Raw genomic sequence first — 24,423 nt, 5'->3', positions numbered from 1 at the left:
GTCCTGCGGATAAATTTCAATGCCGGAGATTACGTCTACTGGAGAAACAAACCTGCCTGGAACTTTCGTGCAGATGCGGCGCAATTTCCGGAATACCTGGAAGATAAACTCAGCACACATGCCATTACCGATATCATCATGTTGGGCGATACCCGCCCGGTAAACGCACCCGCCATTGCGCTCGCAAAACAATATGCTATCCGTCTGCATATCTTTGAAGAGGGATACTTTCGGCCAAACTGGCTGACCATGGAAGAATATGGCATCAACGGACACTCGCGTCTGCCAAAAGATCCGGGCTGGTATAGCGAAGTAGGTAAAGACATCCCCGCTTATCAGGATGGCCAAAGCGTTAACAATCCTACCTTTATGCTGGCGGCTCATGAGATAGGCTACCATCTGCCCAACCTGCTTAATCCCATTCTGTATTCAGGCTATCGTACACACCGCCCGCACATTTCGGGTATTGAGCTTGCAGGCTGGGGTTATCGATTCTCAAAAATGCCCTTTTACGAACACAAAGATAAAAAACATATCGACAGACTGCTTGGCAGCGAACAGCGCTTTTACATTCTGCCCTTGCAGCTAGACAGCGATAGCCAGATCCAACGCCATTCAGCTTACGGCAATATGGCGGCCGTCATAGCAGAGGTGATGCGTTCATTTGCCCACTATGCACCGCAAGAATCGATATTGCTGATAAAAAACCATCCTTTGGATACCGGATTTACCGATTTCAGAAAAATCATATCAGACTTAGAAAAAGCGCTGGGCATTCAGGGAAGGACAATATATCTGGAAAGTGGCCACCTGCCCACGCTGCTTAATCATTGTGAAGGGCTTATCACTGTTAACAGTACCGTCGGTAGCTCTGCTTTAATCCACGGTTGCAGAACCCTGACACTATCAGATCCTATTTTCAATCTCGCCGGGCTAACGGCGCAGTGCACCCTGGATCAGTTTTGGCTGGATACAAAAAAACCAGACGGAAAACTGTTCAGGCTATTTCGTAATACCGTGATTCATACGACCCAGATCAATGGCGGATTTTACAGCGCTGCGGGTATAAACATTGGCGTTGATGAAGCCATCAAGCGACTTAAAATGCCCGTCTGCCCACTGACACAACTATTGCAGCAGCATACACCGGATGAATTCACAAAGAAGCCAAACGGCTTAACTGCCGCGTAACTAATGGCACCAGACCTGAAACCTTGATAGCGATGTTCTCTGCAAGTGGCTGCTGCTGATTTTCCGATGTCGTCGTCCAGACAAAGTAATCGGTCAGGCCACTCGGCTCACCTAAGCGGCGATAAACATCAGCCATAATAGGCACATGATCACCATACCAGCACAACACCCCTTCTCTTACATCCTCTTGCAACTGCTGACGCAACATCGACGCCATCTGATCAGCATTACTCAGATGTCGCGCATACACGGTCAGATCATCACAGCCCTCAGGTTGCTTTTTATTTTTATAGAACAACTGCTGATCAACAGAGTCCGGCTTTTCTAAATGCAGTGGGCCGTGATTTTCCATCGTAATGACGAATATAAACAAGGGCTGTTGGGTTTCCCCAAGCAACTCGCCAACCTTTTCTGCCACCGCAATATCGCCGATATACTGGCCTTGCTTCTGTGAATCAGAAAACGCGTTAATATCAATAAAGTGATCAAAACCTAACTGCGGATACAACAGATCCCGCATATAAAAACTCGCCTGATACGGATGAATACACACAGTACGGTAACCCTTCTCTTTAAGCAGGTGCGCCAGGGTGTACTGTTCATTTTTCATAAAATAACGATACGGACTAAACTGATGCACACCAAAATGGCCGGCTTCAAGGCCGGTCAAAAAAGCACTTTCGGTTCTGATCGTATTGGCCCCCCAGGCCGGCACCGACAAACGGCCGAACTGGGCTGACTCAGAGCAAATATCATCATACTGCGACAGCATATCTGCAATTAGCACATCGTAGTCCTTACGGGCATCAAAAAAAGATTCGCTCTGCACAACCACCACATTGGCGAAGCGATGCGGCTCTGCTTCACTCTTAAAATTATCTTCCCAGTTAACCGAACGATCTATCGGTTGATGCCTGATATGCTCGATCCCATAGAGCCACAAAAATGAAACAAGCCCGACCTTCACAAAATCATCTTCAGGCTGCAACGTCATGGTTGTCTTGTTAAGGCGCACGCCTAACCACAGCAATACAGATGCAATAATCATTAACCCTGTAACCATAGTGAGCCAATAAAAAGCGCCAGCTGAATTCAATAAGGAAGGCTCAATAATCATCGCCAACACCACCACAGCGACAAAGCCGATAGCCGCCAAAATAGCTTTATAGATACCAAAAAACGGCAGATACAAGCGCGGGTGCTTGATAGCATCCGTGAAGTACTCAAAATCATAAATAAGAAACGGCTCGCGCATCGAATGATATTTAGCATTGTTAACTAAGACTAATAAAAGCTGAAACGACAACACAATCGACAGCGCAAACCAGGGACGCCAGCACAACAACAGCGCTGCACAATAAAGCAGAAGAAAACTACCCAGATGCAAACAAAAGGTATTGAACGGGCGCCGCCAAAAGCAAACGACCGTGGGTTGCAACAGAAACTCCATCGCGAACGTAACGATCAGTCCTGTTAAAATAGGGAAAAGTAATACTGCCACTATGCTCTCAACCAGCATTTACTTATCCACCATTAACTTATAAACCATGTACTTATCCGCCATGCCCTTATCCACCATAGTCTAACCATTTAACAATGCGCTGCGAGATCGCCGCCGGTAAAACCGCCAGCCACCAACAACCGAAATTCAGCGGAAAAGGGAAACTGATACGGGCGCGGTTTTTAGCCACCCCTTGCTTGATGATCCGCGCCGCTTTCTCGGGAGGCCACATAAACGGTTTAGGGCCCGGCATCTCATGGCACATCTGCGATGAGACATACCCCGGCATCACCACCGTCACGCCAACGTTATGCGGCGCTAACCACCCCCGAATACCTTCTGCATAAGCTTTAAGTGCGGCCTTACTGGCACTGTAAGTTGGCGTGACCGGCAAGCCATAATAAGCAGCCAGTGAGCTCATTATCACCAACTGCCCTGAACCTTGATTTTTCATGGCCAGCGCCATGTGATGCACCAGCATCAAGGTCGACTTAACATTCAAATCCAGCAACGCATCCATCTGTTGCCATTGCTCGCCCGATTGATCATCACCGGTATTAATATTCATCCCCGCATTGGCAAAAACCAGATCGGGAACGCCATCGATTAGTAGCTCATCACACCAGCGGCGTGTCTGTTCAAGACCAGCCAGATCAAAACTGACCAGCGACACCGTACCCCCCAGCGCCGTGCACTCATCGCTTAGCACAGAGAGTTGATCGGCTTTGCGTCCCTGCAAAATCAAAGAGTGCCCGTCTTTTGCATAAGCGCGTGCCAACGCGCCACCGATAGAACCCGTTGCACCGGTGATCACAATTTTCATACGGTTCTTATTAATCCTATGCTAATTAATACAGTGCCTATCAATGCCGTTCTTATAAACAGGTGATTGCGGAAACCCATTTCATAAAATGAGATAAAGATAACGTGTAAGGCGTTTACAGCGTGACCACATGCTCACACCCGCGAAGTAAGATAAGCACTGTTTACGTAACTGAGTCGCTGTTTCAACATCAATAATATTGCCACTTTCCGGATCGATATAAATTGAATCGAGACTCAACTGACCAGCCACCCTCTCATGGATCTCAATTGATAATGGATATAACAAACCACTACCCAACCCTTTCAATTGAAGCGAGCCTGGCTTTACCGTTAACACTGTTTTGTTATCACTGGCAGCTAATACAACGTCATTAACTTTTAAATCGGTAGAAGCGATATCTTTAAGAATATAACCCCGCTCGAGCTGGATGTCTGGCGATGACCCGCCTGATAGATTTTTGGCACGCTTTCTGAACTCAAGCGTCACGCCGAAACCCAACACGCGTTTCAGCATTTTACGCTCTGAAGCGCGTATTTTAAGGGCAACCCAGCGCCCGCGATACTTTTCCAAATGACGTTTTTGCAGCGCTAACAGCTCAATCGTATCTTCCAACTGACAACGCTGGCCGGTGTAAGGATTCAGGTAGCGGCAATATTGAACATAAACAGCATAAAATACTTGTTCCAACGAACGCGGCCGGCTGCGCCTTTCACAGGTTTGGTAGTCTTGCGTTAACCCCCACCCTGCATAATAGGGCATGCCAAAACAATGTACTTTTTTGCCCGCCACGAGTGCCTCAAACCCCATATGACTGGTCACGACATACACATCAGAAACCACATCAAAAAAAGCCCAGGGATTAACATCCTCAGCAATAAGCGTGCAATTCATCTGCTGCGCGCACTCTAAAAGATAGCCTTTCTTCTTCCCTGCGAGCACATCCGGATGCACTTTAACTAATATCTCTGCATCCGGATGATTAGCCACAGCCGTTTCCAGCATTTTCACAAAAGTTTCAGGTGAGCCCTGGCCAAGCTGAACAGAAATATCGCCGTAGGTTTGATCTACCACCAACACGGCAGCACCGGCCTGCAGGCGCGACACGGGATAATCAGGTGCGGCATTATATTTACTCAACCGATGCTGACCTAATCGCTGAATAGCCTGGCTTGATTGCTCTAAGGCAATAGCATCGAGTTGAGATGAAGCCAGGATTAATTCTTCTAAAGCGGAAGGTCGCGAAGCGTCATAATAAATCCCGACAGAGTCGGCAATAAAACTGTGTTCAAGATGCCCATGCACACCCAACCCCAGCGAGCGCAAAAAACCATCTTCAAGCGCGATATAGGGTAAATCATGATTGTTAGCAAACTGCCGGGCAGCCGCCGCCGAAGGCTTCATCCCCCAACCCGCGATCGCATCACACTTAACACGCTTACGCATGGCAGGCGGCAAATAGACCAGCTCAGCATCGAGAACTTTATCAAGATGCAAAATACTGGCAATACCGATAGAAAAAGCGCCTACACGTTTCATTCAGGCTAGCCTTGTTTCATACGCAAAGCTCGTTTAAAAAAACGACCTGACTGAGTTAACCAACTGGGGCCGACGGGCTGATCAATATTAGTGGCGATCCACTCAAGTGCCTCCTCACAGCTGATGGGCTTTCTTGTCAGTGGATCGATATAAACAGGATAAAGTAGCAGCGTGCCAGCAACTAAGGCCTCAATACTCAGTTGCCGTGCGCGCCGTTCACACACTAAGCGATCCTTGGTTAACCCCCAGCCCGCATAAAAAGGTAGCCCATAGGTGACGACATCAACCCCTCGCAATAGCGCTTCAAAACCAGCCAAAGATGTCATGGTATGCAACTCATCTATCTGATCGAATAAATTAGCAATGGAAGCATCGATCACTTCAAGATCATATAAAGGTTGCGACGTATGAAGGGTAGAATCATCCCGGCCACCCGCGACAATATCAGGATGCGGTTTATAAATAATAAAAGCATCTGGATTACTCTGCCGCACAGCCGCTAACAAAGCCGCATTAGTTTGAATATCAGGAGAACCTTTTAAGATAGAGGCATCTGTCTCAATTTGCCCGGGTACTAACAGGATGCGTTTATCTGTTGGCAGATCTAAAACAGAAGTATTGCCAACGTTATATTTTGAAATCTTTCCGGCAATTAACATCTGCATGACAGCCTCAGCCCTTTCAATGAAGGCTGAGTCAAAATCATGCGTATTCAGTATCGTTTCTAAATCAGAGGGTTTAGACGCATCATAATAAATACCTGTAGCATCAAGAACCAAAGATATCGGACGAACCAAATCGACACCCAAACCAACCGAACGCACGAACCCATCCTCCATTTGCCACAATGGCAAATTAAGCTCTGCACAAAAACGTTCAAGCTCAGGAGTAAGACGACTGGACCAGACAATGACGTTTTCTGAAGACAAGCGTTTTCTGGCGGCGAACAATCGTTTGGCAGACAAAAATTTTATCTGAGCACCAGCACCTAAAAAATCCGGAATGAACTTCTTCTTCCAGGAGGAAAAGCCAATAGCGATCCAGCTATCACATTTATTCCCCAAGTCACGCTGACTTCCCAAACCGGACTTGCTTTTCAAAGCACAATTATTTCCCAAACCACGTTTATTTTCCAAAAGAGTCTTTACCCTTCGTTGTATCAAGAATCTCATCTCGCCAGTGATGACTCTCTTCAGCACAAGCAACAAAATCGGGGTTAATCAGTGTATCCGGGTGGGTATTGTAGGTAAGTGCTTTTAAAGAGGGCAACGCTAAAACTTCTCCTCCGGCAGCGACTAAAACAGCTTGGCCTGCAGCGATATCCCACTCACTGGTTGGCGAAAAGCGAGGATAAAGATCAGCCGCGCCTTCTGCAATTAAACATAACTTGAGTGAGCTACCCACGGGCATGATCTCGGCTTCGGGCAGACATTGCATAAACTGCGCAAAGCGTGTTGACTGATGTGAGCGGCTACCGACAACACGCCAGCCTTTTTCTGTTAATGGTAGCGTTGCAACCTGAATAGAAACAGGCAGTGCAGCGCCAGTTTGCTTCATAGCCCCCTTGCCCACGTCTCCCCAATACATCACATCGGGTACGGGCGCATACACCACACCAAAAACAGGAGCGCCATCACGAATCAACGCGATGTTGACCGTAAACTCACCATTTTTTTTGATGAACTCTTTCGTGCCATCTAACGGATCAACCAGCCAGTACTCAGTCCAATTCAAGCGTTGTGATTGAACGGCATAATCTGATTCTTCAGATAATACGGGAATATCAGGCGTCAATGAGGCAAGTCCATCAACAATAATATGATGAGCGGCCAAGTCGGCTTCGGTTAATGGGCTGGCATCGCCTTTGTAGTTAACCTGATAATCACTTTCATAATAAGAGAGTATTTCACCTCCGGCTTTACGAGCCAATGAAAGCAAACCGGCCATTAATTGACTATCAAGAATTACCATTAACGCCTCTTTCTTCTGCTAATGCAGCTATTGTGTTTTCAATATTACTTAACGTGAAATCCTGTAAATCCAGATAACGGCAATACTCTATATAGGCAGCATAAAACACCTCAGCCAATGAACGCTTATGGCCCCTCCTTTCGCAAATCAGCAAATCGGTCGTCAGCCCCCAGCCTGCGTAAAAAGGCATGCCAAAACAGTGTACTTCTTTGCCGGCCATCAATGCCTCAAAACCCAGCTGGCTCGTGACCACATACACCTTATTAACCTGGTCCAATATCGCCCACGGATTCACATCTTCTGATAAAAGCGTACAGCCTAATTGTAAAGCCAGATGATGTAAGTAACCCTGCTTTTTCCCAGCCACAACATCCGGATGGGTTTTTACTACCACCTCAGCATCAGGATTATCCCCAATAGCCTTTAATAACATACGCTCAAAGCTAGCCGCATCCGCGCAACCAAGCTCAATGGAAGCATCACCATAGGTTTGATCGACAACCAAGACTCGTTCACTGTTTACGTCACTCTTTACCTTACTCTTTAAGTCAGTTCTGATGGAACCAGGGCAACGATCAGGCGCATGGTTATATTTCGATAGCCGATGTGTTTTTATCAAAGCGATAGCAGCACAGGCACGCTCTAACTGCTCAGATGTATAATTCGCATTTAGAATCAGAGACTCAAGATCACTGGGCTTAGTAGCATCGTAATAAATACCGGTAAAATCTAACACCATACTACGGCCAGGTGCACCATTCACCCCTAAGCCTACCGAGCGAAGAAAACCATCTTCAAGTGCTATATAGGGCAGATCATGCTTTTTAGCGTAAGCTTGGGCTTTTACCGAGGTTGGTTTGAAACCCCAACCAACGACACCAGAATAATGACGGCCTGCATGCAACGAATAGCGATACTGAACAGGCGAACCTAAAAAAGCGGTTAAACCGCTTATGCGCTTTATACCCTGCGAAAATGTCAGTAGCATTTAGATCTCATGCTCAACAAGGTGATCGACTTCGCTCAGCGCATTCTGATACATCTCGGTACGCTTTTCGGGTGACCGGGCTAATTCAAGAATCGCAGCCACCCAAGCAGTTTTATCCATCTCAACTAACCTGCCATTGACCTGATCTTCCACTACCTCGGCAAACTGTGACTCTTTTGCAAAAATGCCGACAGCACCCGCCTGAGTAATATCGAAGAACTTAGTATAAGAACGCGCATGATTAAACGGCTCATCCAGTAACGGCGCTAATCCTATTGTCCGGCCTGACTGACATAATAAGGTTTTATAAGTTAACCAATTCATAGGATGTAACACTGTAGTACGAGGCAAAGATTTATACTGCTTATTTACCTCCCGCCCGCCAATGATCTCAAAAGCAATATTTTCTTCTTCGGCCAACACCGCCTTCATCACCTCATAAAGCCAATGTATTTCACGTTGATGGCTCGACGATCCGTGGTAAAACACCTGTACAATTTCACGTCGTCGTACCATAGCACGTGGATACACGTGCACAGGGTTCCAGTCTGCATATTTTTGCATAAGATGCGGTGTCGATAACCATAACTGCGCCCTCATACTTTTCAACCAAGGTTGACGTGTCGTACTTAAGCGGGCCAGCTTAAATCGATATTTAACCGGCGTACCTTTTGTGGCCCGCAAATCAAACAGATCATCATCCATGAAAAAAACAACATCGCGAATCTCATCACGGTGCGCTGTGATAAACAATTTCCACTTTTTGGGCACATAGCGTACAAAAATAACGGTAGCGCCCTGCAGTTGTTTAACAGGGGGTAAATCATCAAAAGACAACTTAACCATTTCTATTCTTTTCGCCAGCAATTTAGGCAGTAAATAGAGATCTGTCGTCGGATTCGGGCGCTCCTCAACGACAAAAAACTTCCCTGGGGTAGTATTTTTCTTCATTACTTCAGACATGCTTTATCAACCCTACTTAAGCCATGGTTTATTAACCATAGGCGCATTGCTCAGCCTAAAGTCCGGTCGAGAATAGTTAAGGTTAGGGTTATAGAACGGGTCATGATTCATAATGTGCTTCCAGCGGCTACGCATATAATCAGATTCCCTTTTAGCCCGGGCGGCTTTTTCAGGGCTATCGTCCTTACCACGCGAGACTGACTCATGATGATAAAGTTTTGCATAAGGCGTATAAACCACCCGATAACCTGCCTCACGAACGCGCAAACAGAAATCAACATCATTGAAAGCCACCGCAAGATTTTTCTCGTCCAGGCCACCAAGCTGCTCCCATAACGATCGGGTAACCATCAAACAGGCCGCAGTCACTGCCGACAAGTCCTGGGCCAGAATAGCCCGCCCGGCATAGCCCGGCGCATTTTCTGCCAAACGAGAATGAAAGTGATCAGCACAACCGCCAGGCCCAACAGCATCGCCCGCATGTTGCACATGTCGATCACCAAACAGCAGCTTCACGCCAACAGCCCCCACGTTCGGCTGTTGTAACTGCCCGAGCATCACTTCCATCCAATTATCTGAGATAACTTCAGTATCATTATTTAAAAGCAGGATCACCTCACCACGCGAATGCTTTACCGCAAAATTATTGATCGATGAATAATTAAACGCAAAATCATAAGGCACTACTGTAACATTCTCGTATTCAGATACCCGATCAAAAAAAGCGTGGGTATCAGGCTCACAGCTCTGATTATCGGCTATCACTATCTCAAAATTGCGATAGGTTGACTGCTCTAAAACGCTGATAACACTGCGTTCGAGGTGATGTAATGTATCGCGTGTAGGGATAATAATCGAAATCAGCGGTGTTTCAACAGGTTGGTAGACAATCTTATGATATCGGCCCGCCAGAGAATCAACCTGCGCGTCAATCTTTGCTGCTTGCAGGAACTGACGAACATCGTTCAATCGTGCCGCATGATTGGCTTTATCCGCCTGTTCTGCATCCTCTTGCCAATGATAAAGCACCGCAGGTATATGTACGACCTGCTGATAAGAACCTGAAGCACCAGAGACACGTGTAGCTGCAAGCACTGCCAATGCCAACTGATAGCAAGTTAACTCGCTGGCTTGGTCGGGTTGAGCGGCACTAGACACATTATCAATTTCATTCTGCTGCTTAGTCCGTTGCTGAACAAGTAGCTGCTTTTTAATAAGTAGCTCTTTTTTGATAAGTATCAGGGGCCCGATATAAGGATCGGCTAACAACAACTCTGGCGACCAGTCGGGTTTAAAACAAGGCTCACAACGAGTGCCGTCTGCTGATAACAGATCGTGATCACTGTAAAAAGCGGCCGTATCCGGGTTTTCTGCAATAGCCGCGGCAAACCAATACAAAGCATGAGGCCTTAAGACCACACCTGGCTGCATACACAACACCCAATCGTTTTGTAGCTGATTCGGTAAAACTACATTAAAAAAAGAATAAAATTGTGATTCAAGACCCGCTTCTTTAACAAGGTTTTCAGAACCCTTTTCAGCACCCAGGGGCAATAAATCTATAACAGGAGGGTTCACCCAACGTTTGACCGATTTTTTGAGCTTTCTGATATCACGTTCATCCAGCTCATCAAAACGCGCAATCCAATTATCGTAAGGGATCACAGGACTATAGGCGCGAAAACCAGCCGATAACTCATAAGCTTTTTTCAAGCTTAATAGCGGTGTATACCATCGCAGACCTGATTTATATAAACGATCATAAGGATGATGTTCAAATATCGAGACGACTCTGCCCCACATACGATATACACGTTCAGACCATCCAATATGTTTAACATTCAGCTGTGAAACCCTAAATCGCCCTGCTCCGCGCATAGGTTGCAACATTAACTGCCTTATATCAGATGGAAGCTCAATCAGCTCTAGTAATGTACCCTTAAGGCTTATCGGCAAATCCAATTCAACAACTTCACCAGCAATATCCGTATAACTAAGCGTCGCCTCTAATTGTTCGCCCTCTCTCTCTAGCTTGGCTCTTAGCAGCAACCAACCTGCTGGATATGGCTTACCATCCGTCCTAATAATCGTACAAGCAAGAGCGTTGTCTTTTTTTACATCAAACCATTCAAGGCTATTTATTTCTTCAGCACTAAGGCTGTTTATTTCCTGAGAGCCAAGGCTAAAAGTCACATCCAACATAGACATTAATTATTTCCTGACTTCGCATGGCAAAAACTGCGCATAAAAAGGAAACTGAGTGAGCACATCATCAGCAATAATAATTTTCTCTTTGACACTTTCTTGCAGCGCTGGTGATAACTTTTTCCATTTTTCTTTGACTGATTTCACATGTGAAAAACTAAGCGTCGGGGGTTTAACAACAAATCGAGCATTGGTTTGGCTGATCACATATTCAGGCTGTAGATAGCTTAACCAATCAGGATCGATACTGCCTGAATTATGAATAAAGACCACTTTCTCAAAAATACGGTATGCATAATTTAAAAATGAATAACTTGAAGAGGCGCCAAAGATAAGACAGGTAGCACTGTACAATGCTGTTGAGTTTTCCATCACTATCATACGACCCGTATTCGGCATCGCATTATCAAACACCCGAAACGGACGGTAACCTTCACCACTAAAATAAGATGCTTCACACGTGGTAAATGGATCGGTCTTATTCCCTAAATCACCGGTGTGTGTGCACACTTGATACGGGTCTCCTGCAAAGATAGGCTCTACTATCTTCCGATCTAATCCTAACTGCGAACAAGTACACAACAAACCTTCCAATGCGCCAGCATGCGTCCAGTGTGTATCAGTTTTTAAGTATGCATTTTCTAACGCCCTGAGCTGATCTAATGGGTAAACAACTGATTCGGTAATAGGCAACTCCGCTAACAACCTATTAATAAAATAGTTTTCCGATGGCTCAAACGGGTATTGATCAGCACAAACAATCTCTTTCCCGGGCACCCATAAATAAGCATATTGAAAATGAAGCCGCTGACTCAATAACTTCACTTCATGCAGAAAATGACGCCAGCCAACAAAAGCCGCGTGGCTTAGTTGAATAAAACCCCGCGCCTGATCAAGACTAGCATTGGAGTCGTTATCCAAAAAAAGATAACCCTCTTCACCTTTAATAGCCGATACCAGCGGTTTCTCATCAGAGCATGGATGCTTACCCAACGTGATTTTACGTAAAAGAATCCGTTTTGAATCAACAACCGCAAATATATCGACTGAACTATACCGGCGAGGTAATACCATACTAAACCCACAACGGCTCTGCGATGCTGGCCGTTCTAGCTCATCAGTCACATCAGGCCTATTGATAGACAGCGGTAACTGCCATTCCCAACCGTCGACAGCCTTAAGGACTATTTTGACATCCGGTTGAGGCGACTCAGCTATTAACCAGCCACGGATAAGCCAGCCTCGATCATCCGTTTGCGCAGGCATAGTATCGGCAGGTGAATCCAGATGCCATTTGTAAATGCCGACCTTGCGGATCTCTTTACCAGTAGCGGGTACCGCTAATACACGGCACCCTTCACTAACCGTATTTGCAATACTACGAGTACGCTCATAAAAAGAAAGGGATCGAGAAGGAAGCGAAATACATTCAAGCTGTTGCGTTAACCGCTCAACTTCATTCTTTACCGCATCAATCATAAGTGCAGAATGACTCCAGACCACTTCATTACGATCATGATTGAGAAAATACTGCTTATGCTTAACACGCCCTTTTGTTGCAGCACTGCCATTGCGCGACTTCCCAACGACAAACTCTTCTAACGATTTAGTCACATAATGATTAACACGAATGTTATCCCAAACAAGTGCCTTCGAAACGCCTGGTTTATTAGTATCGAACGCCAGCGGTTCCCCGCCACTGTTCAGATACGCGCCCCCGCTTATATTCACATGGTGCGGATTACGGAAATTAATAATACTCTGGCGACGAACGATTGTTTTGTAATTTAAGTTAGCAGTAAATTTTGCAGCAGACTGTCGATGAAAGCGCTCAATCACCATCCCCTCTTCTCGGAATAAATGCCCAGCAGAACCAAAGCAAGCCCAGTTCATAGCAACGGCAGACGTAGACGGGTCTACAAATAATTGGTTAACAACCGGATTCAGCGTTGTATGCGCATCATCCATCACCGTTAAGTACTCATCCGCATCAATAAAGGCAATCAGATCAATGGATTGCGGGCAAAGCGAGGTAAGCTTTTGGTATGCAGGTAACTGCGGTTTAGTCTTACCGGTTGTCGGGAAGTCTATCGTTGTCACTAGGCCTAACGATTGTAATTGTTGAAGCAATACAGGTGTTTCGTCCGTACTATCATTATTAGCGATTAAAAAATGGGTAACACCCATCACACGGTGATAAGCAATCCATTCCAACAGGTAAGGTGCTTCATTTTTGACGATAGCAGCAATAGCAATTTTCAAGCGTATTTTCCGTTTGTTTAACAACAGACTCTATCTCAGCCAATATCTGTTGTCCGCACTTAAAATAAGAACAAGATCTTAAGTACTCTTTTAATATAATAGGGCTTAATGTAATAAAGATGAAAAAGGCGATTCATTAGAAAAAATCTTAGCGCTAAAAGCATCTTCTCCGTATGTCGCTGTCACCATTAAAGCCGCCTTTTCAGCGGTTTGATGTAATAAGTCACGGTCTTCTGCTAAACAGGCTATCTGTCGGCCTACAGATTCTACCTCAGTAAAAGGCACTAAAAAACCACACTCAGGTTTAATTAATTCTGGGAGCGCCCCCCAACGGTAACCAATCACACATCGCTTAGCCGCCATAGCCTCCAATACACTTCGCCCGAAAGACTCCTGAAAATGCGATAAATTAACAACAATATCCAATTCAGCCAACGCCGTCGTGGCCTTTTCGACATACCCTCTATAAAACAAATTCCCCTGGAACTGGCCGTCAGTTTGCAGCTGCTTTATATGTTCATTATCGGGGCCGTACAAGCTAAAATCTGCAGATACCTTTTGCTCTTCGCACCACTTTGCTAAGGCCACAAAATCCAACAAGCCTTTTTTAGGTAAGTTGCTACTCAACATACCTACCGACAATCGCTCTGACGACGGCATTGGGTTAATAGCATATTCAGCAGAGTGGATCATATTGGGCAATATATAACAGCGATTATCGTCAATATAAGAGGCAACTGTATTTGAGTTCGCAATAAACTTATCTGCGCTCGCAAGCAGGTGTTGCCTTATTTCATCGGGAGATGCGCCTAACGCCTCACATAATGCCTTATCAGCTGGTGGCAGCTCTCGTACATGAATAACGCGCACCACCGATAAACTTTTTGCTGCTATTAAAGGCTCAGATAAAACCAATGTATTCACATACATTTGAACCACAGCATAGCGCTGTATTATCGCTTTAAACGACTCGACAACCGCAAGATCAGGGGCTCGCTGCTGATGCCACCATTGATAAGGCACAATCACCAGTGTTTGCACCACAGCTCGGATCGCCTCTACATAAGCAGACGATAATGCAGAAGGCAAAACTACAAGCAAGTTAATGTTTCTGCTCGATAACGCAGTTATCACATCCAAAAAGCTGCGCTCTGCACCAAACCACTGCTGGCTGACTAAATGGCCGCATAACAACAATGCAGGCGCATCATCAACCCAAGACTTTGCGCCGCTTAAGTGAGGAATACCCGATGAAATAGTGTCCCCTTGCTCTTGCCAATATACTAATGGATTCTGAGACATATCTAAGCTGTGCGCACACCGATAGCCACTGGTACTAAAAAACGGGCTAGGATCACGACCTTCACCAGCACCGTGTAAACAATAATGCTGTAGTGGCTCTGAGCCTGAATCTTGGATATCGGGATACCTGTCCAGGTACCACTCAGGATCAAATAAAGGGTTGTCTGCCAACAAAAGCTGATCGTTATGCGCCTTTTGCTCCTCTTCGCCTCTGCAAATCAGAGACGGTACAGGAAATGGCCTTTTAGTAGGTGATGCTGAAAGAAATAATTGCTCTTGTGATGCAGTCTGGTGCCATTGCATAGCCGCATCATGATAATCCCGCCGTACACCCGAAAACTGCGTACGCAGATGCGTGGAAGATTGCTGTGTTAAAGAGGAGGCATCCACGCGACCAAATGCCAGCGGCACACCGAACAAAACCTCACCAATAGACTTCTCGCCATATACGCGCTGAATACGGTAAAAATATTCGGTATCAGCATTCACAGAAACACGATCCCAAAAACCTATTTGTTTTACCACTCCTGAACGAAACATCAATGAAGATATATTCCGATAAATCCAGCCTTCTTCCATACGCCAACGCTGAAAGTTAAGCTGATTATCACAGCGTACCCAATGGGAAACACTCGCCTGCAGCGCGGAGTTTGTTAACAATGCCTGCACCTGAGATTTGAGCTTATCAGGATGCGACCAATCATCACTGTCGTGAACTGTTATAAAATGACCTTTAGCTTGCAGTAATGCAGTATTGCGTGCAGCGTAAGCGCCTTGGTTAACTGTATGACGCAATAAACGGACGCGTTTATCCTGTTTAGCCCACCCTTCTATAACTGTAGCCGAGTCATCAGTAGAGCAGTCATCTACAACCAGAATTTCAAGATTCTGCCATGTTTGCGACAATAAACTTGAGATTGCGGTATTTATTGTTTTAGCTGCATTAAAACAAGGAATAATAACCGTGACTTTTTTTAGCTGCCGTAAACGCGGCAGCTTATGTAATAAAGAAGTAGACTGAGCTTTACACTTGGGAGCTATGGTATCCAACGAAACAACTTCTTTCGCAAATGCATTAACAGGTAAAGTTGAAACCCCTGCACTATGCCAAATCTCATTCAGTACATTTAGCTTCGCACTACCCTGCTGTAACATAGAACGGGCTAATTGCTTATCCGGGCCAGTTGGCCACTCTGTGTTTAATAGCAATTCGGCTGCCCGCTGCATATCACCTAATTGATAATATGCAGTAAAAAGCAACAACCACGGTCCTTGATGAGGCACTATTAATCTGGTGCATGGCTCAGAAAAAAACTGTGGCAAATAATCTACCACAGGTTGCCATTCACCAATACTGGCGTACCAACGAGCTAAAACCCAGGAAGCGAGTGCAGCGTCTAATTTATTTAATGACGTATGTGTAGTAATAGATTTAAGCTTGTCTGCAGCTTGAAGAGGTTGAGTGCTGCACCACAAGTCACTTTCCAGTTTAATGGACTCCAGGCTACAGGGATAACGCCCTTCAAAACATCCAAAAGTTTCGAAATGTTGCCAAGCATCTACATCCGCCTTTGCAACATCTGCATATGTGTTTAGATAGAATTTTTCATCAAAGAATCGTTTAATATTATTTATATGCATTACGTTTATCTTTATAAGTCATCATGATAGACACTCAAATTCTTTAATTAACGCGTTACACATTCGCTCGCGTTCATTCTCAAGGTGCTGCACGTCTCCGAATAGATGCTTCAGATCACGTTGTGCTTGTAGATAATCGTTAATAAAATCCTGTTGCAATTCAAAAGATTGCATTTTCATGATTGTGCTATCAACATCTTCAGCATACATATTTATAAAGGACGAAGGAGGTACTATTTGATGTATGCGATGCAATTCACTGGCAAAATACACAGGAACACTTAATAAAGCATAAGCATCAATTATTTTTTCCGATATATAATTAATCTGATGTGTATTCTCTAATGCAGAAATAAACCGACTTTTTTGATCCAAACACGTAAGTTTATCCAGATGCCAATCTGCCAAGCTTTGACGAACTTGACTGTCCGGCCAGCCCTTACCCATAACAAAGCTCTTATTTGATAACATCGCCTCGGTTAATCGTGTTCGCAAATCAGACAGCCCATATACGCCTATTTCATCCCAAGATTCATTATGATTTTCCGATTTCCGGTACTGTGCCATTGCCGCATAATGATATTGATAAGACGCCCAGCGTTTTTTGATATCACTCGCATTTAATAAAGTATTTCTGGAAAACAATAAAGCATAACGTGTAAAAAAATGATTCTCAGTTGTAATAAAGTAAGGAATCTTATCAAAAGCAAACAAATTTGAAGAACTGTGATTCAGGTAAGTATACCTTACTGTCTCTCCCTCAATTTCTACTTGTTGATGGCGCTTAGAAAAATCGCCACCCCATAATGTATCCCAATATGGTTCCTCGCTGACAACCACTATATGAAGCCTCGAGTTTAAAGACTTACAGCGAAAAATGATTTCCGCACAGGATGAAAAATCTGCAGAAGTAGCGAAAACAAGTACATCAGCTTGCTCGGGTTTACTACAGAAAATAAAAAAGCGTTTGAGCAATTTTTTATATGTGGAGTAATAGAATGGGGTTTTATTCGAGCGACGCCCCATCAAGTAGATATTCAATTAAGATACCAACCTTTTGATTCCGTTAACGCGACTATTTTCCGTGCCACTCTACTAAAACAATATTTTTTTAACTGTGTAGATACATGATAACAGAGCCGTGCATCATGCTGCACTTCATTGTAAGTCATATCATAATTAACTAACAATCGAGTATAAAGGCTTAATAAAAAAAACTCATCAGGCACTTCTTCCTCAACCAAATAAATTAATTGGTGAGAGAAATATAACGAAGAAGAATGAAGATCATGCGGCTCCACAAAAAAATGAAGCAGGTCAGTAATTAGGACTTCTGAGCCATATAAGAACATTAACTGCTGAATTGCTTCTCTTTTTTGGTCTAATTGTTTTTTTCCATCAATGAGCTGCCTCAACTGTAATAACAACAAATCTGCATCCAGATGGTTAGGATTAACCGAGAATAATGCGGCGCTCCATAGCTTCGGATGACCAGGCAAAGTTAGTTCGGTTTTTGGAACTAGAGGTATAAATCCATCTTCCATAACTTGCCAAAGACTGTCCAAAGACAAACCCGCACCCCATCCACAAGGAGAAAATATATGACAACCGACCTCTTGATGGAACGCGTCAAGCATCTCAATAATCATTTTTAATGCGGGGCTAATAGATAATTGTTCAATATCATTGCCGCACGCTTGTAAAGGGTGTGAAAAGGAGTATTTCGGAAAAGGTAAAACGATAAAAGCATAGTCACTATCGCTAAACCTTCCTCGTAAATCAGTACAGAAAAGATGCGTAACGCCAACACGCTCAAACAATGAGGCATAACGTAGCGCGCGAGGGTGCTGACAGACACTCGCGATTTGTAAAAAATCTTTAGCTTGATGCTGCAAAAGATCCAAAGAAGCGAGTAATTCCTGTTGCAGCGGCTCATTGCTTTCCAATGCCGTAATTAACTCACTCCAGGGAAACGCTAAGTAAGCCCGCGTAGCTGATGCATTTAACTGAACAGCAGCAATCTTTTCAAATGCCTTTTGTTCGAGGCGTGCGCCACCCCATTGCTGCGTATTATTTAGTATCATATTTAGTAATTTGCAGCATCCTCAATCGATACTAGTTCGTTATATACTTACAAGCAGTCTTTCAAATTCATTTCTGTTAAGGACTGCCCCAATAAATTATTTTCTAAAATTATTTTGGTTATCTAAAAACCACTGATAGGCATTAGCTAGACCACCTTCAAGATCTATAGCGGCCTCCCAGCCTAATCTTTTTAACCGATCGACTTTCATTAGCTTGCGTGGCGCACCGTCAGGCTTATTAGTATCCCAAACAATATCGCCATTAAAGCCAACTACCTTGGCAACGGTTTCTGTAAGCTCTTTAATTGTACAATCAACACCAGTGCCTACATTTATATGACTGAGCATCGGCTGAGTATTCGCAGCATAGGCACACTCATCAAGATCCATAACAAAAATACAAGCTGCTGCCATATCGTCAACATGCAGGAACTCGCGCATCGGAGACCCACTCCCCCAAGCGGCCACCTCTGATGCACCGCCGGTCTTCGCTTCATGAAAACGTCGCAACAAGGCTGGGATTACATGGCTATTTTCCGGGTGAAAATTATCATTTGGGCCATATAAATTAGTCGGCATAACACTGCGGTAATCTCTACCATATTGGCGGTTATAGCTTTCACAAAGCTTAATGCCTGCAATCTTGGCAATAGCATAAGGCTCGTTAGTCGGCTCGAGTAATCCTGTTAACAACGCATTTTCTGACATGGGTTGCTCTGCTAACTTGGGATAAATGCAACTTGAACCTAAAAACAACAACTTCTGAATATTATTAACATGAGCTGCATGGATAATATTCGCTTCTATCATTAAATTTTGATAAATAAAATCTGCAGGATAAGTATTATTAGCAATGATACCGCCCACTTTTGCGGCGGCCAGGTAGACTTGGTCAATTGATTGGTCTGCAAAGAAATGGTGCACAGCTGATTGATTAGTCAAATCCAACTCATCGCGGCTACAAGTGATCACTTCCAGATCAGTGGAGTCATTCAATTTACGCAAGATAGCTGATCCCACCATGCCGTTATGCCCGGCAACGAATACTCTTTTCATATAATCCTCATAAATAAAAAACGACCAGCACAGGTACTGGTCGTTTCAATAACACTATTTACTCTACCGATACTGGAATATCATACCCATGTGTTTTTAACAGTGCGTGGCGCTTAGCAAGTTCCAGATCTGCAGCAACCATTTCCGCACACATCTCTTGAGCTGTAATCTCAGGCACCCAGCCTAATTTTTCTTTTGCTTTAGTTGGATCACCCAATAATGTTTCAACCTCTGCAGGCCGGAAATAACGAGGATCAACACGTAGAATAATGTCGCCAACATTCAGTGCGGGTGCTTTGTCGCCTTGAATTGACTTAATAACAGCCACTTCGTCGACACCCTCACCCTCAAAGTCCAAAGTGAGACCTAGCTCCTGCGCAGTCCATGAAATAAATTCACGTACTGAATACTGCACGCCGGTTGCTATAACAAAATCATCGGGTTTGTCTTGCTGTAACATCATCCACTGCATACGCACATAGTCTTTTGCATGCCCCCAATCCCGCAAAGCATCTATATTACCCATATACAGACATTCTTCTAGGCCTTGTGCAATGTTGGCCAGTCCACGGGTAATTTTACGTGTCACAAAAGTCTCACCGCGACGCGGTGATTCATGGTTGAAAAGAATGCCATTACAAGCATACATATCATAAGATTCACGGTAATTAACTGTGATCCAAAATGCATACATTTTAGCCACGGCATAAGGAGAGCGAGGGTAAAACGGGGTTGTTTCTTTCTGAGGAGTTTCTTGCACCAAACCATATAATTCGGAAGTGGAGGCTTGATAAAAACGTGTTTTCTTCTCAAGTCCGAGTAAACGAATGGCTTCAAGCATACGTAAAGTACCCATACCATCTACATCAGCCGTATATTCAGGCGATTCAAATGACACAGCCACATGCGACTGCGCACCCAAGTTATAGACCTCATCCGGTTGCACTTCCTGAAGAATACGCGTCAAGTTGGATGAGTCTGTCAAATCACCGTAGTGCAAAATAAAATGTTTATTGTCTACATGTGGATCCTGATAAATATGATCTACACGCTGTGTATTAAAAGATGAAGCTCGTCGTTTAATACCGTGTACTTCATATCCTTTTTCTAAAAGGAACTCTGCCAAATAAGAGCCGTCTTGGCCAGTGACGCCGGTAATTAGTGCTGTTTTCATGCAAATCTCAGTCTACTCAATAAATAAATTTTTTAATGTGCTGGTAACCACGATATTGTTTTTTTGGCAGTAGTTTTCCCAGTCCCCAAACTCTGTCCAGTAATTCATAAATACAAAATCCAAGTTGGCATTTTTGGCAGCCTGATGATCATATTCACTATCGCCTAGAAAAAGTGCTGGTTGTGTAATGTTTTGGCTATCTAATTCACGCTTAAGAATTTCATCTTTACTATCAGGGCTACCAAAGATACCTCCTTCAAAAAAATCATATAGTCCACGCTCAGAAAAAACATGACGTAGCTCTTGCTGATCTCCACCAGACACAACCAACCAATTTGCATCCTTAGTTTTCAAACGTAATTCATCTAGTCCTTTTATTACTTCGCACGTCAGTAAACCTTCAAGAACCTCGTGTGCATAAACCTGCAAAAGTTGCTCGATATTAGGTCCTTGCTGCCTAGGTATCACGTGATTAAAAAACCACTCAAACTTTTTATAACGAGATATTCCGCCCCGCTTAACATGGTAATCAACCAACTGCTGCGCAGCAACCTCTCCGTAGGATAAAGCGGCATTGTAAAAAGCTTTAGTTTTAACTTGATTCGAATTAAGCAACACACCATCACAATCAAAAACTAAAGTTTTATAGTTCGTTATATTCATAAATTTGCCAGTTTTTTATTAGCTAATGCTTCACCAATGACAAAGTCTTCAGGCCAATCAATATCATGCGCTGTGATTTTATCCATAGGATAAAGAAATGGTTTCACTCCAATACGGTCTTTTAATGATAGGTAATTAGCAGAACTACTCAAAAAAACACCGCTATTTACCTCATGAATTGCTTCTATCGTCTGTGTTCTTGGCCATTTTTCTTTTTTTCGATCATAATTAATCGGCCCAGCGCCGTTCCACAAAAAACCATGAATAGGTGTAGTTGTCATTAATGAATCAAAGCCATTCTCTAAACACCTATAATACTCCTCAATTACTCGCTCGTAGACTGCGGTATTAATAAAAGGTGATGTAACATGTGTCCATAGAATATGCCCGTCGGGTATTAACTTACACGCATGACTAACTAATTCATCCGTGCTAGTTAAGCTACTACACAAGGTGTCGGTACGCCGGTGCACACGTAATTTTTTATCATTAATTGTTGAAGCAAATTTTATAATTTCTTCATCATTGGTAGATAACACGACTTCATCAATAGCACTGCACGCTAACAACTGAGTCACCTTCAATTCAACTAACCCATGTAAAATTCCTGCAAATGGTTTTATGTTTTTTTGGGGAACCCGCTCACTACCCTTTCTGCAAGGTAAAAACACATGTACTGACATTATCTTTCCTTACTGCGTTAATCCATAAATACTATGAGTAACCATTTCATATCGTGTTTGTGTAACCGAAACTAACTCTAATGAACAATTACTCTGCCCGTACAACTTCAACAGCTTGTTCATTTCAGAGTTACGCGGATCATCAGCTCCATAACCGTCAAACCCAGCCATCATAATTTTACTGGCTCCACCCGCTGTAATAACTGCAAGTGCATAGCAAATGACTAACGAATTAGGGAGTGTGGAAAACTTATCCCCAAACTCAAAAGTATCCGCTTTAATAGATAAACCATAGTCCAGTAATTCTTTATCCTTTAATGATGCCAATACATCTTCAGGTAACATAGATGCTGGAGTAATTAAAGGCTGAGGCAGTTTAGTATGCGCCTCACAATCGGCAAGCAACCTAATTGGATGACAAGCAACACGAATATCAACTAATGACTGCGCAATCCCAGATTGGGTATTTAACGCAACCACTATTGGTTTATGCTCATAAATATAATTTTCGATTGCATTTCGATATGTGTCCACGCCAGGCCCAGTCCCGAGTAGTAAAACCTTTTTCCCTAAAAAAAACTCTTTCGGATTCCAGCTTCCCCTTGGTACTCCGTTATAAAAATGGCGTGAGGCATCAAGTGTGTTCAGGCTAAATTTCTTCCCCCCTTCGTCTTTTAGATGCTTAATTGTGGCTAAAATATCTTCTTCGCTATATCGAGTATCATTTAACATTTCTTGAATGTAAGTTGGGTGAATACCATACTTACCTGCCAGGTAATAATAAGGGTTAGAACCCCAACCACATTTATTTTTCAATGGCTGGAAAAAAGTACGAATAATACTCATCAGAGGAACCATATTAATACTTTCCTTACGAATGTCAGCAATTTCAATAACCAACTCTTCCGTACGGGCATTACCAGGCCCCCTCCCCATCCCAGTAACAGTTGCATCCAACCAAGTCACACCATCAGATTTACCCTGAAGTGTGTTTTGTAGAGCCAGACCCATATTATCATGCGTATGCATCCCCAATGCCCCACTCCAGTGCTTGCGCAGCCAATGGATAATAGTTGTTGTTTGCCTTGGGTCCATACTACCCATACTATCCGCAAAATAGAGTACATCAATTGGATATTTACTAGCTTCAAGAGATAGTTTTTCAACCTCCTCCTGTGAGCGATCAGCCACTTGCATTAAGTTAAAGCCGACGACATATCCACGCGCTTTTAACCAGTTGCAAGCAGGTAATACTTGAGTGAACTCATGGACATGACAAGCAATACGTACGACATCTACAGGTGAATCAGCAGATTTTAATGGAAATAGAGCCTCCAATACCGTTTCAATAGGCAGCGCAGTCAATAACTCAACTGCATTCACCATCACTGCAACTTTCAAATTTCTAGGTATGGATAATGTACGAATATAACTATCCGTAGAAAATGCACTAGCCCCTTTAAAGCTTTTATTTACGGCTGAGCGTAGTCCTAATTCAACAATATCAACACCAGCCGCAGCCATGGCCACCAAATAGTTGTTGGTTATATTTAAGGAAAAATCCCAATTATTATAATAGCCACCATCACGAAGCGTGCAATCTAATACAATCATAATCAACTCAACATATTATATTAATAAGACCATTTTTATGCATTTCTATCAGAGCAAACATTTCACCTTGAATATCGTGCGGCTTGTACTCGCTTATTTTTTCATTAGTAATGTCATCATAGTAATGATTTGCAAATTCTAAAGTTGGATCTATATCGAAGCTATATAAATCAGGGACCACACCACTCAGAACTAATCTTAAAATAACTTTAAATCCAGTTCTAGGACCGCCAAATTTTAGTCGGGAACTCAGATTAAGGCTCTCCAGGTCCTTATTTGCCGTATAGTAATTCATTGCTGAACCAATTTCTTTTTCTGTAAAATAATGCAATTTATTTTGTGCACCTACAGATTTAAGGTAAAGCGCAGTTTTATATTGTTTATTTTTTAGATTACGGTCTTCATCATTTGGATGAAAGGTGACAAATTTTGCATCACCAAATATTTCAAAGATTTTACGTGCATTATGCAGCCTAACATCTTCATTAACCAACTCATCTTTAGAAGGTCTTTTATATGGGGGTGAAAACAAATAAGCAATATCAATACCAATAAATTCGATTGTAGTTTTTCTTCCAACATCAACAGCATAATCTTCTATTAAGGCGCCATTAAACCTTATAACATCATCATGGCTATCTATTTCTTCCCCTAACTTTCTACCCAAGATTTTTGGGGAATTACCAACAACAGCAACAGAGGTACTTAATTCCAAACTTGGCTCTATAGCAATTAGTTTTACTTTCATAATATATAAACCTTT

At 43.4% G+C, this 24,423-nt stretch carries 19 protein-coding genes; 1 reads left to right on the top strand and 18 read right to left on the bottom strand.

Translation table 11 applies throughout. From position 1 onward, the window contains the following. The coding region (locus ABY436_RS05045; protein WP_372737930.1) for a capsule biosynthesis protein at positions 1-1,191 on the top strand (1,191 nt) is incomplete at its 5' end. Here the strand turns inward: ABY436_RS05045 and ABY436_RS05040 are convergent. The 18 genes from ABY436_RS05040 to ABY436_RS04955 all read right to left on the bottom strand — a co-directional run bounded on the left by ABY436_RS05040 (position 1,157) and on the right by ABY436_RS04955 (position 24,408). Further along, positions 1,157-2,710 carry an LTA synthase family protein gene (locus ABY436_RS05040; RefSeq protein WP_372737929.1) on the bottom strand — a complete coding sequence of 518 codons (1,554 nt, stop codon included), beginning with the start codon at positions 2,708-2,710 and terminating at the stop codon, positions 1,157-1,159. The two genes, ABY436_RS05045 and ABY436_RS05040, sit on opposite strands and share 35 nt — an antisense overlap. Positions 2,711-2,759: 49 nt before the next feature. Next, on the bottom strand, positions 2,760-3,515 hold the full coding sequence (locus ABY436_RS05035; protein WP_372737928.1) for an SDR family NAD(P)-dependent oxidoreductase: 756 nt from the start codon (positions 3,513-3,515) through the stop codon (positions 2,760-2,762). 81 nt (positions 3,516-3,596) lie between these two features. Further along, on the bottom strand, positions 3,597-5,054 hold the full coding sequence (locus ABY436_RS05030; protein ID WP_372737927.1) for a hypothetical protein: 1,458 nt from the start codon (positions 5,052-5,054) through the stop codon (positions 3,597-3,599). Positions 5,055-5,059: 5 nt separating this feature from the next. Further along, positions 5,060-6,190, bottom strand: coding sequence for a hypothetical protein (locus tag ABY436_RS05025; protein WP_372737926.1), 1,131 nt, complete (start codon positions 6,188-6,190; stop codon positions 5,060-5,062). Next, positions 6,180-7,025 (bottom strand): 3'(2'),5'-bisphosphate nucleotidase CysQ, encoded by an 846-nt coding sequence (gene cysQ, locus ABY436_RS05020; RefSeq protein WP_372737925.1) that lies wholly within the window; start codon positions 7,023-7,025, stop codon positions 6,180-6,182. Before cysQ ends, ABY436_RS05025 begins: the two co-directional genes overlap by 11 nt. Continuing rightward, on the bottom strand, positions 7,012-8,013 hold the full coding sequence (locus ABY436_RS05015) for a hypothetical protein (RefSeq protein ID WP_372737924.1): 1,002 nt from the start codon (positions 8,011-8,013) through the stop codon (positions 7,012-7,014). The genes cysQ and ABY436_RS05015 overlap by 14 nt, the downstream gene beginning before the upstream one ends. Then, positions 8,014-8,976, bottom strand: coding sequence for a glycosyltransferase family 1 protein (locus tag ABY436_RS05010; RefSeq protein ID WP_372737923.1), 963 nt, complete (start codon positions 8,974-8,976; stop codon positions 8,014-8,016). Between the two features lie 12 nt (positions 8,977-8,988). Continuing rightward, a complete protein-coding gene (locus ABY436_RS05005) occupies positions 8,989-11,184 on the bottom strand; it encodes a glycosyltransferase (RefSeq protein WP_372737922.1) in 2,196 nt (731 codons plus the stop codon). 3 nt (positions 11,185-11,187) lie between these two features. Then, positions 11,188-13,443: a glycosyltransferase family 2 protein gene (locus tag ABY436_RS05000; protein WP_372737921.1), complete on the bottom strand. Its 2,256-nt coding sequence runs from the start codon at positions 13,441-13,443 to the stop codon at positions 11,188-11,190. A gap of 105 nt (positions 13,444-13,548) precedes the next feature. Then, positions 13,549-16,386 (bottom strand): glycosyltransferase, encoded by a 2,838-nt coding sequence (locus tag ABY436_RS04995; protein WP_372737920.1) that lies wholly within the window; start codon positions 16,384-16,386, stop codon positions 13,549-13,551. A gap of 21 nt (positions 16,387-16,407) precedes the next feature. Next, positions 16,408-17,427, bottom strand: coding sequence for a glycosyltransferase family 10 domain-containing protein (locus ABY436_RS04990; RefSeq protein WP_372737919.1), 1,020 nt, complete (start codon positions 17,425-17,427; stop codon positions 16,408-16,410). Then, positions 17,424-18,470: a hypothetical protein gene (locus ABY436_RS04985; protein ID WP_372737918.1), complete on the bottom strand. Its 1,047-nt coding sequence runs from the start codon at positions 18,468-18,470 to the stop codon at positions 17,424-17,426. The genes ABY436_RS04990 and ABY436_RS04985 overlap by 4 nt, the downstream gene beginning before the upstream one ends. 96 nt (positions 18,471-18,566) lie before the next feature. Then, the gene (locus ABY436_RS04980) at positions 18,567-19,526 is read right to left on the bottom strand and encodes a GDP-L-fucose synthase family protein (RefSeq protein ID WP_372737917.1); all 960 of its coding nucleotides are present in this window, start codon (positions 19,524-19,526) and stop codon (positions 18,567-18,569) included. 58 nt (positions 19,527-19,584) lie between these two features. Next, a complete protein-coding gene (gmd, locus tag ABY436_RS04975) occupies positions 19,585-20,700 on the bottom strand; it encodes a GDP-mannose 4,6-dehydratase (RefSeq protein WP_372737916.1) in 1,116 nt (371 codons plus the stop codon). Positions 20,701-20,712: 12 nt separating this feature from the next. Then, the gene (locus ABY436_RS04970) at positions 20,713-21,363 is read right to left on the bottom strand and encodes an HAD family hydrolase (protein WP_372737915.1); all 651 of its coding nucleotides are present in this window, start codon (positions 21,361-21,363) and stop codon (positions 20,713-20,715) included. Next, positions 21,360-22,046, bottom strand: a complete 687-nt coding sequence (locus tag ABY436_RS04965; protein WP_372737914.1) for a cytidylyltransferase domain-containing protein — start codon at positions 22,044-22,046, stop codon at positions 21,360-21,362. Before ABY436_RS04965 ends, ABY436_RS04970 begins: the two co-directional genes overlap by 4 nt. A 9-nt stretch (positions 22,047-22,055) precedes the next feature. After that, positions 22,056-23,660 (bottom strand): aldolase catalytic domain-containing protein, encoded by a 1,605-nt coding sequence (locus ABY436_RS04960; protein WP_372737913.1) that lies wholly within the window; start codon positions 23,658-23,660, stop codon positions 22,056-22,058. A gap of 7 nt (positions 23,661-23,667) precedes the next feature. Next, positions 23,668-24,408, bottom strand: a complete 741-nt coding sequence (locus tag ABY436_RS04955) for a glycosyltransferase family 29 protein (RefSeq protein ID WP_372737912.1) — start codon at positions 24,406-24,408, stop codon at positions 23,668-23,670. Positions 24,409-24,423: the final 15 nt, after the last annotated feature.

The organism is Neptunomonas sp., from assembly GCF_041601355.1.
Classification (GTDB): Bacteria; Pseudomonadota; Gammaproteobacteria; order Pseudomonadales; family Balneatricaceae; genus Neptunomonas.
This window is presented reverse-complemented; position numbering and strand designations above follow the sequence as displayed.

Coding starts and splice junctions, on each gene's coding strand:
- ABY436_RS05040 (WP_372737929.1), bottom strand. CDS start 2,710: ATGCTGGTTGAGAGCATAGTGGCAGTATTACTTTTCCCTATTTTAACA.
- ABY436_RS05035 (WP_372737928.1), bottom strand. CDS start 3,515: ATGAAAATTGTGATCACCGGTGCAACGGGTTCTATCGGTGGCGCGTTG.
- ABY436_RS05030 (WP_372737927.1), bottom strand. CDS start 5,054: ATGAAACGTGTAGGCGCTTTTTCTATCGGTATTGCCAGTATTTTGCAT.
- cysQ (WP_372737925.1), bottom strand. CDS start 7,025: ATGGTAATTCTTGATAGTCAATTAATGGCCGGTTTGCTTTCATTGGCT.
- ABY436_RS05015 (WP_372737924.1), bottom strand. CDS start 8,013: ATGCTACTGACATTTTCGCAGGGTATAAAGCGCATAAGCGGTTTAACC.
- ABY436_RS05010 (WP_372737923.1), bottom strand. CDS start 8,976: ATGTCTGAAGTAATGAAGAAAAATACTACCCCAGGGAAGTTTTTTGTC.
- ABY436_RS05005 (WP_372737922.1), bottom strand. CDS start 11,184: ATGTCTATGTTGGATGTGACTTTTAGCCTTGGCTCTCAGGAAATAAAC.
- ABY436_RS04995 (WP_372737920.1), bottom strand. CDS start 16,386: ATGCATATAAATAATATTAAACGATTCTTTGATGAAAAATTCTATCTA.
- ABY436_RS04985 (WP_372737918.1), bottom strand. CDS start 18,470: ATGATACTAAATAATACGCAGCAATGGGGTGGCGCACGCCTCGAACAA.
- ABY436_RS04980 (WP_372737917.1), bottom strand. CDS start 19,526: ATGAAAAGAGTATTCGTTGCCGGGCATAACGGCATGGTGGGATCAGCT.
- gmd (WP_372737916.1), bottom strand. CDS start 20,700: ATGAAAACAGCACTAATTACCGGCGTCACTGGCCAAGACGGCTCTTAT.
- ABY436_RS04970 (WP_372737915.1), bottom strand. CDS start 21,363: ATGAATATAACGAACTATAAAACTTTAGTTTTTGATTGTGATGGTGTG.
- ABY436_RS04965 (WP_372737914.1), bottom strand. CDS start 22,046: ATGTCAGTACATGTGTTTTTACCTTGCAGAAAGGGTAGTGAGCGGGTT.
- ABY436_RS04960 (WP_372737913.1), bottom strand. CDS start 23,660: ATGATTGTATTAGATTGCACGCTTCGTGATGGTGGCTATTATAATAAT.
- ABY436_RS04955 (WP_372737912.1), bottom strand. CDS start 24,408: ATGAAAGTAAAACTAATTGCTATAGAGCCAAGTTTGGAATTAAGTACC.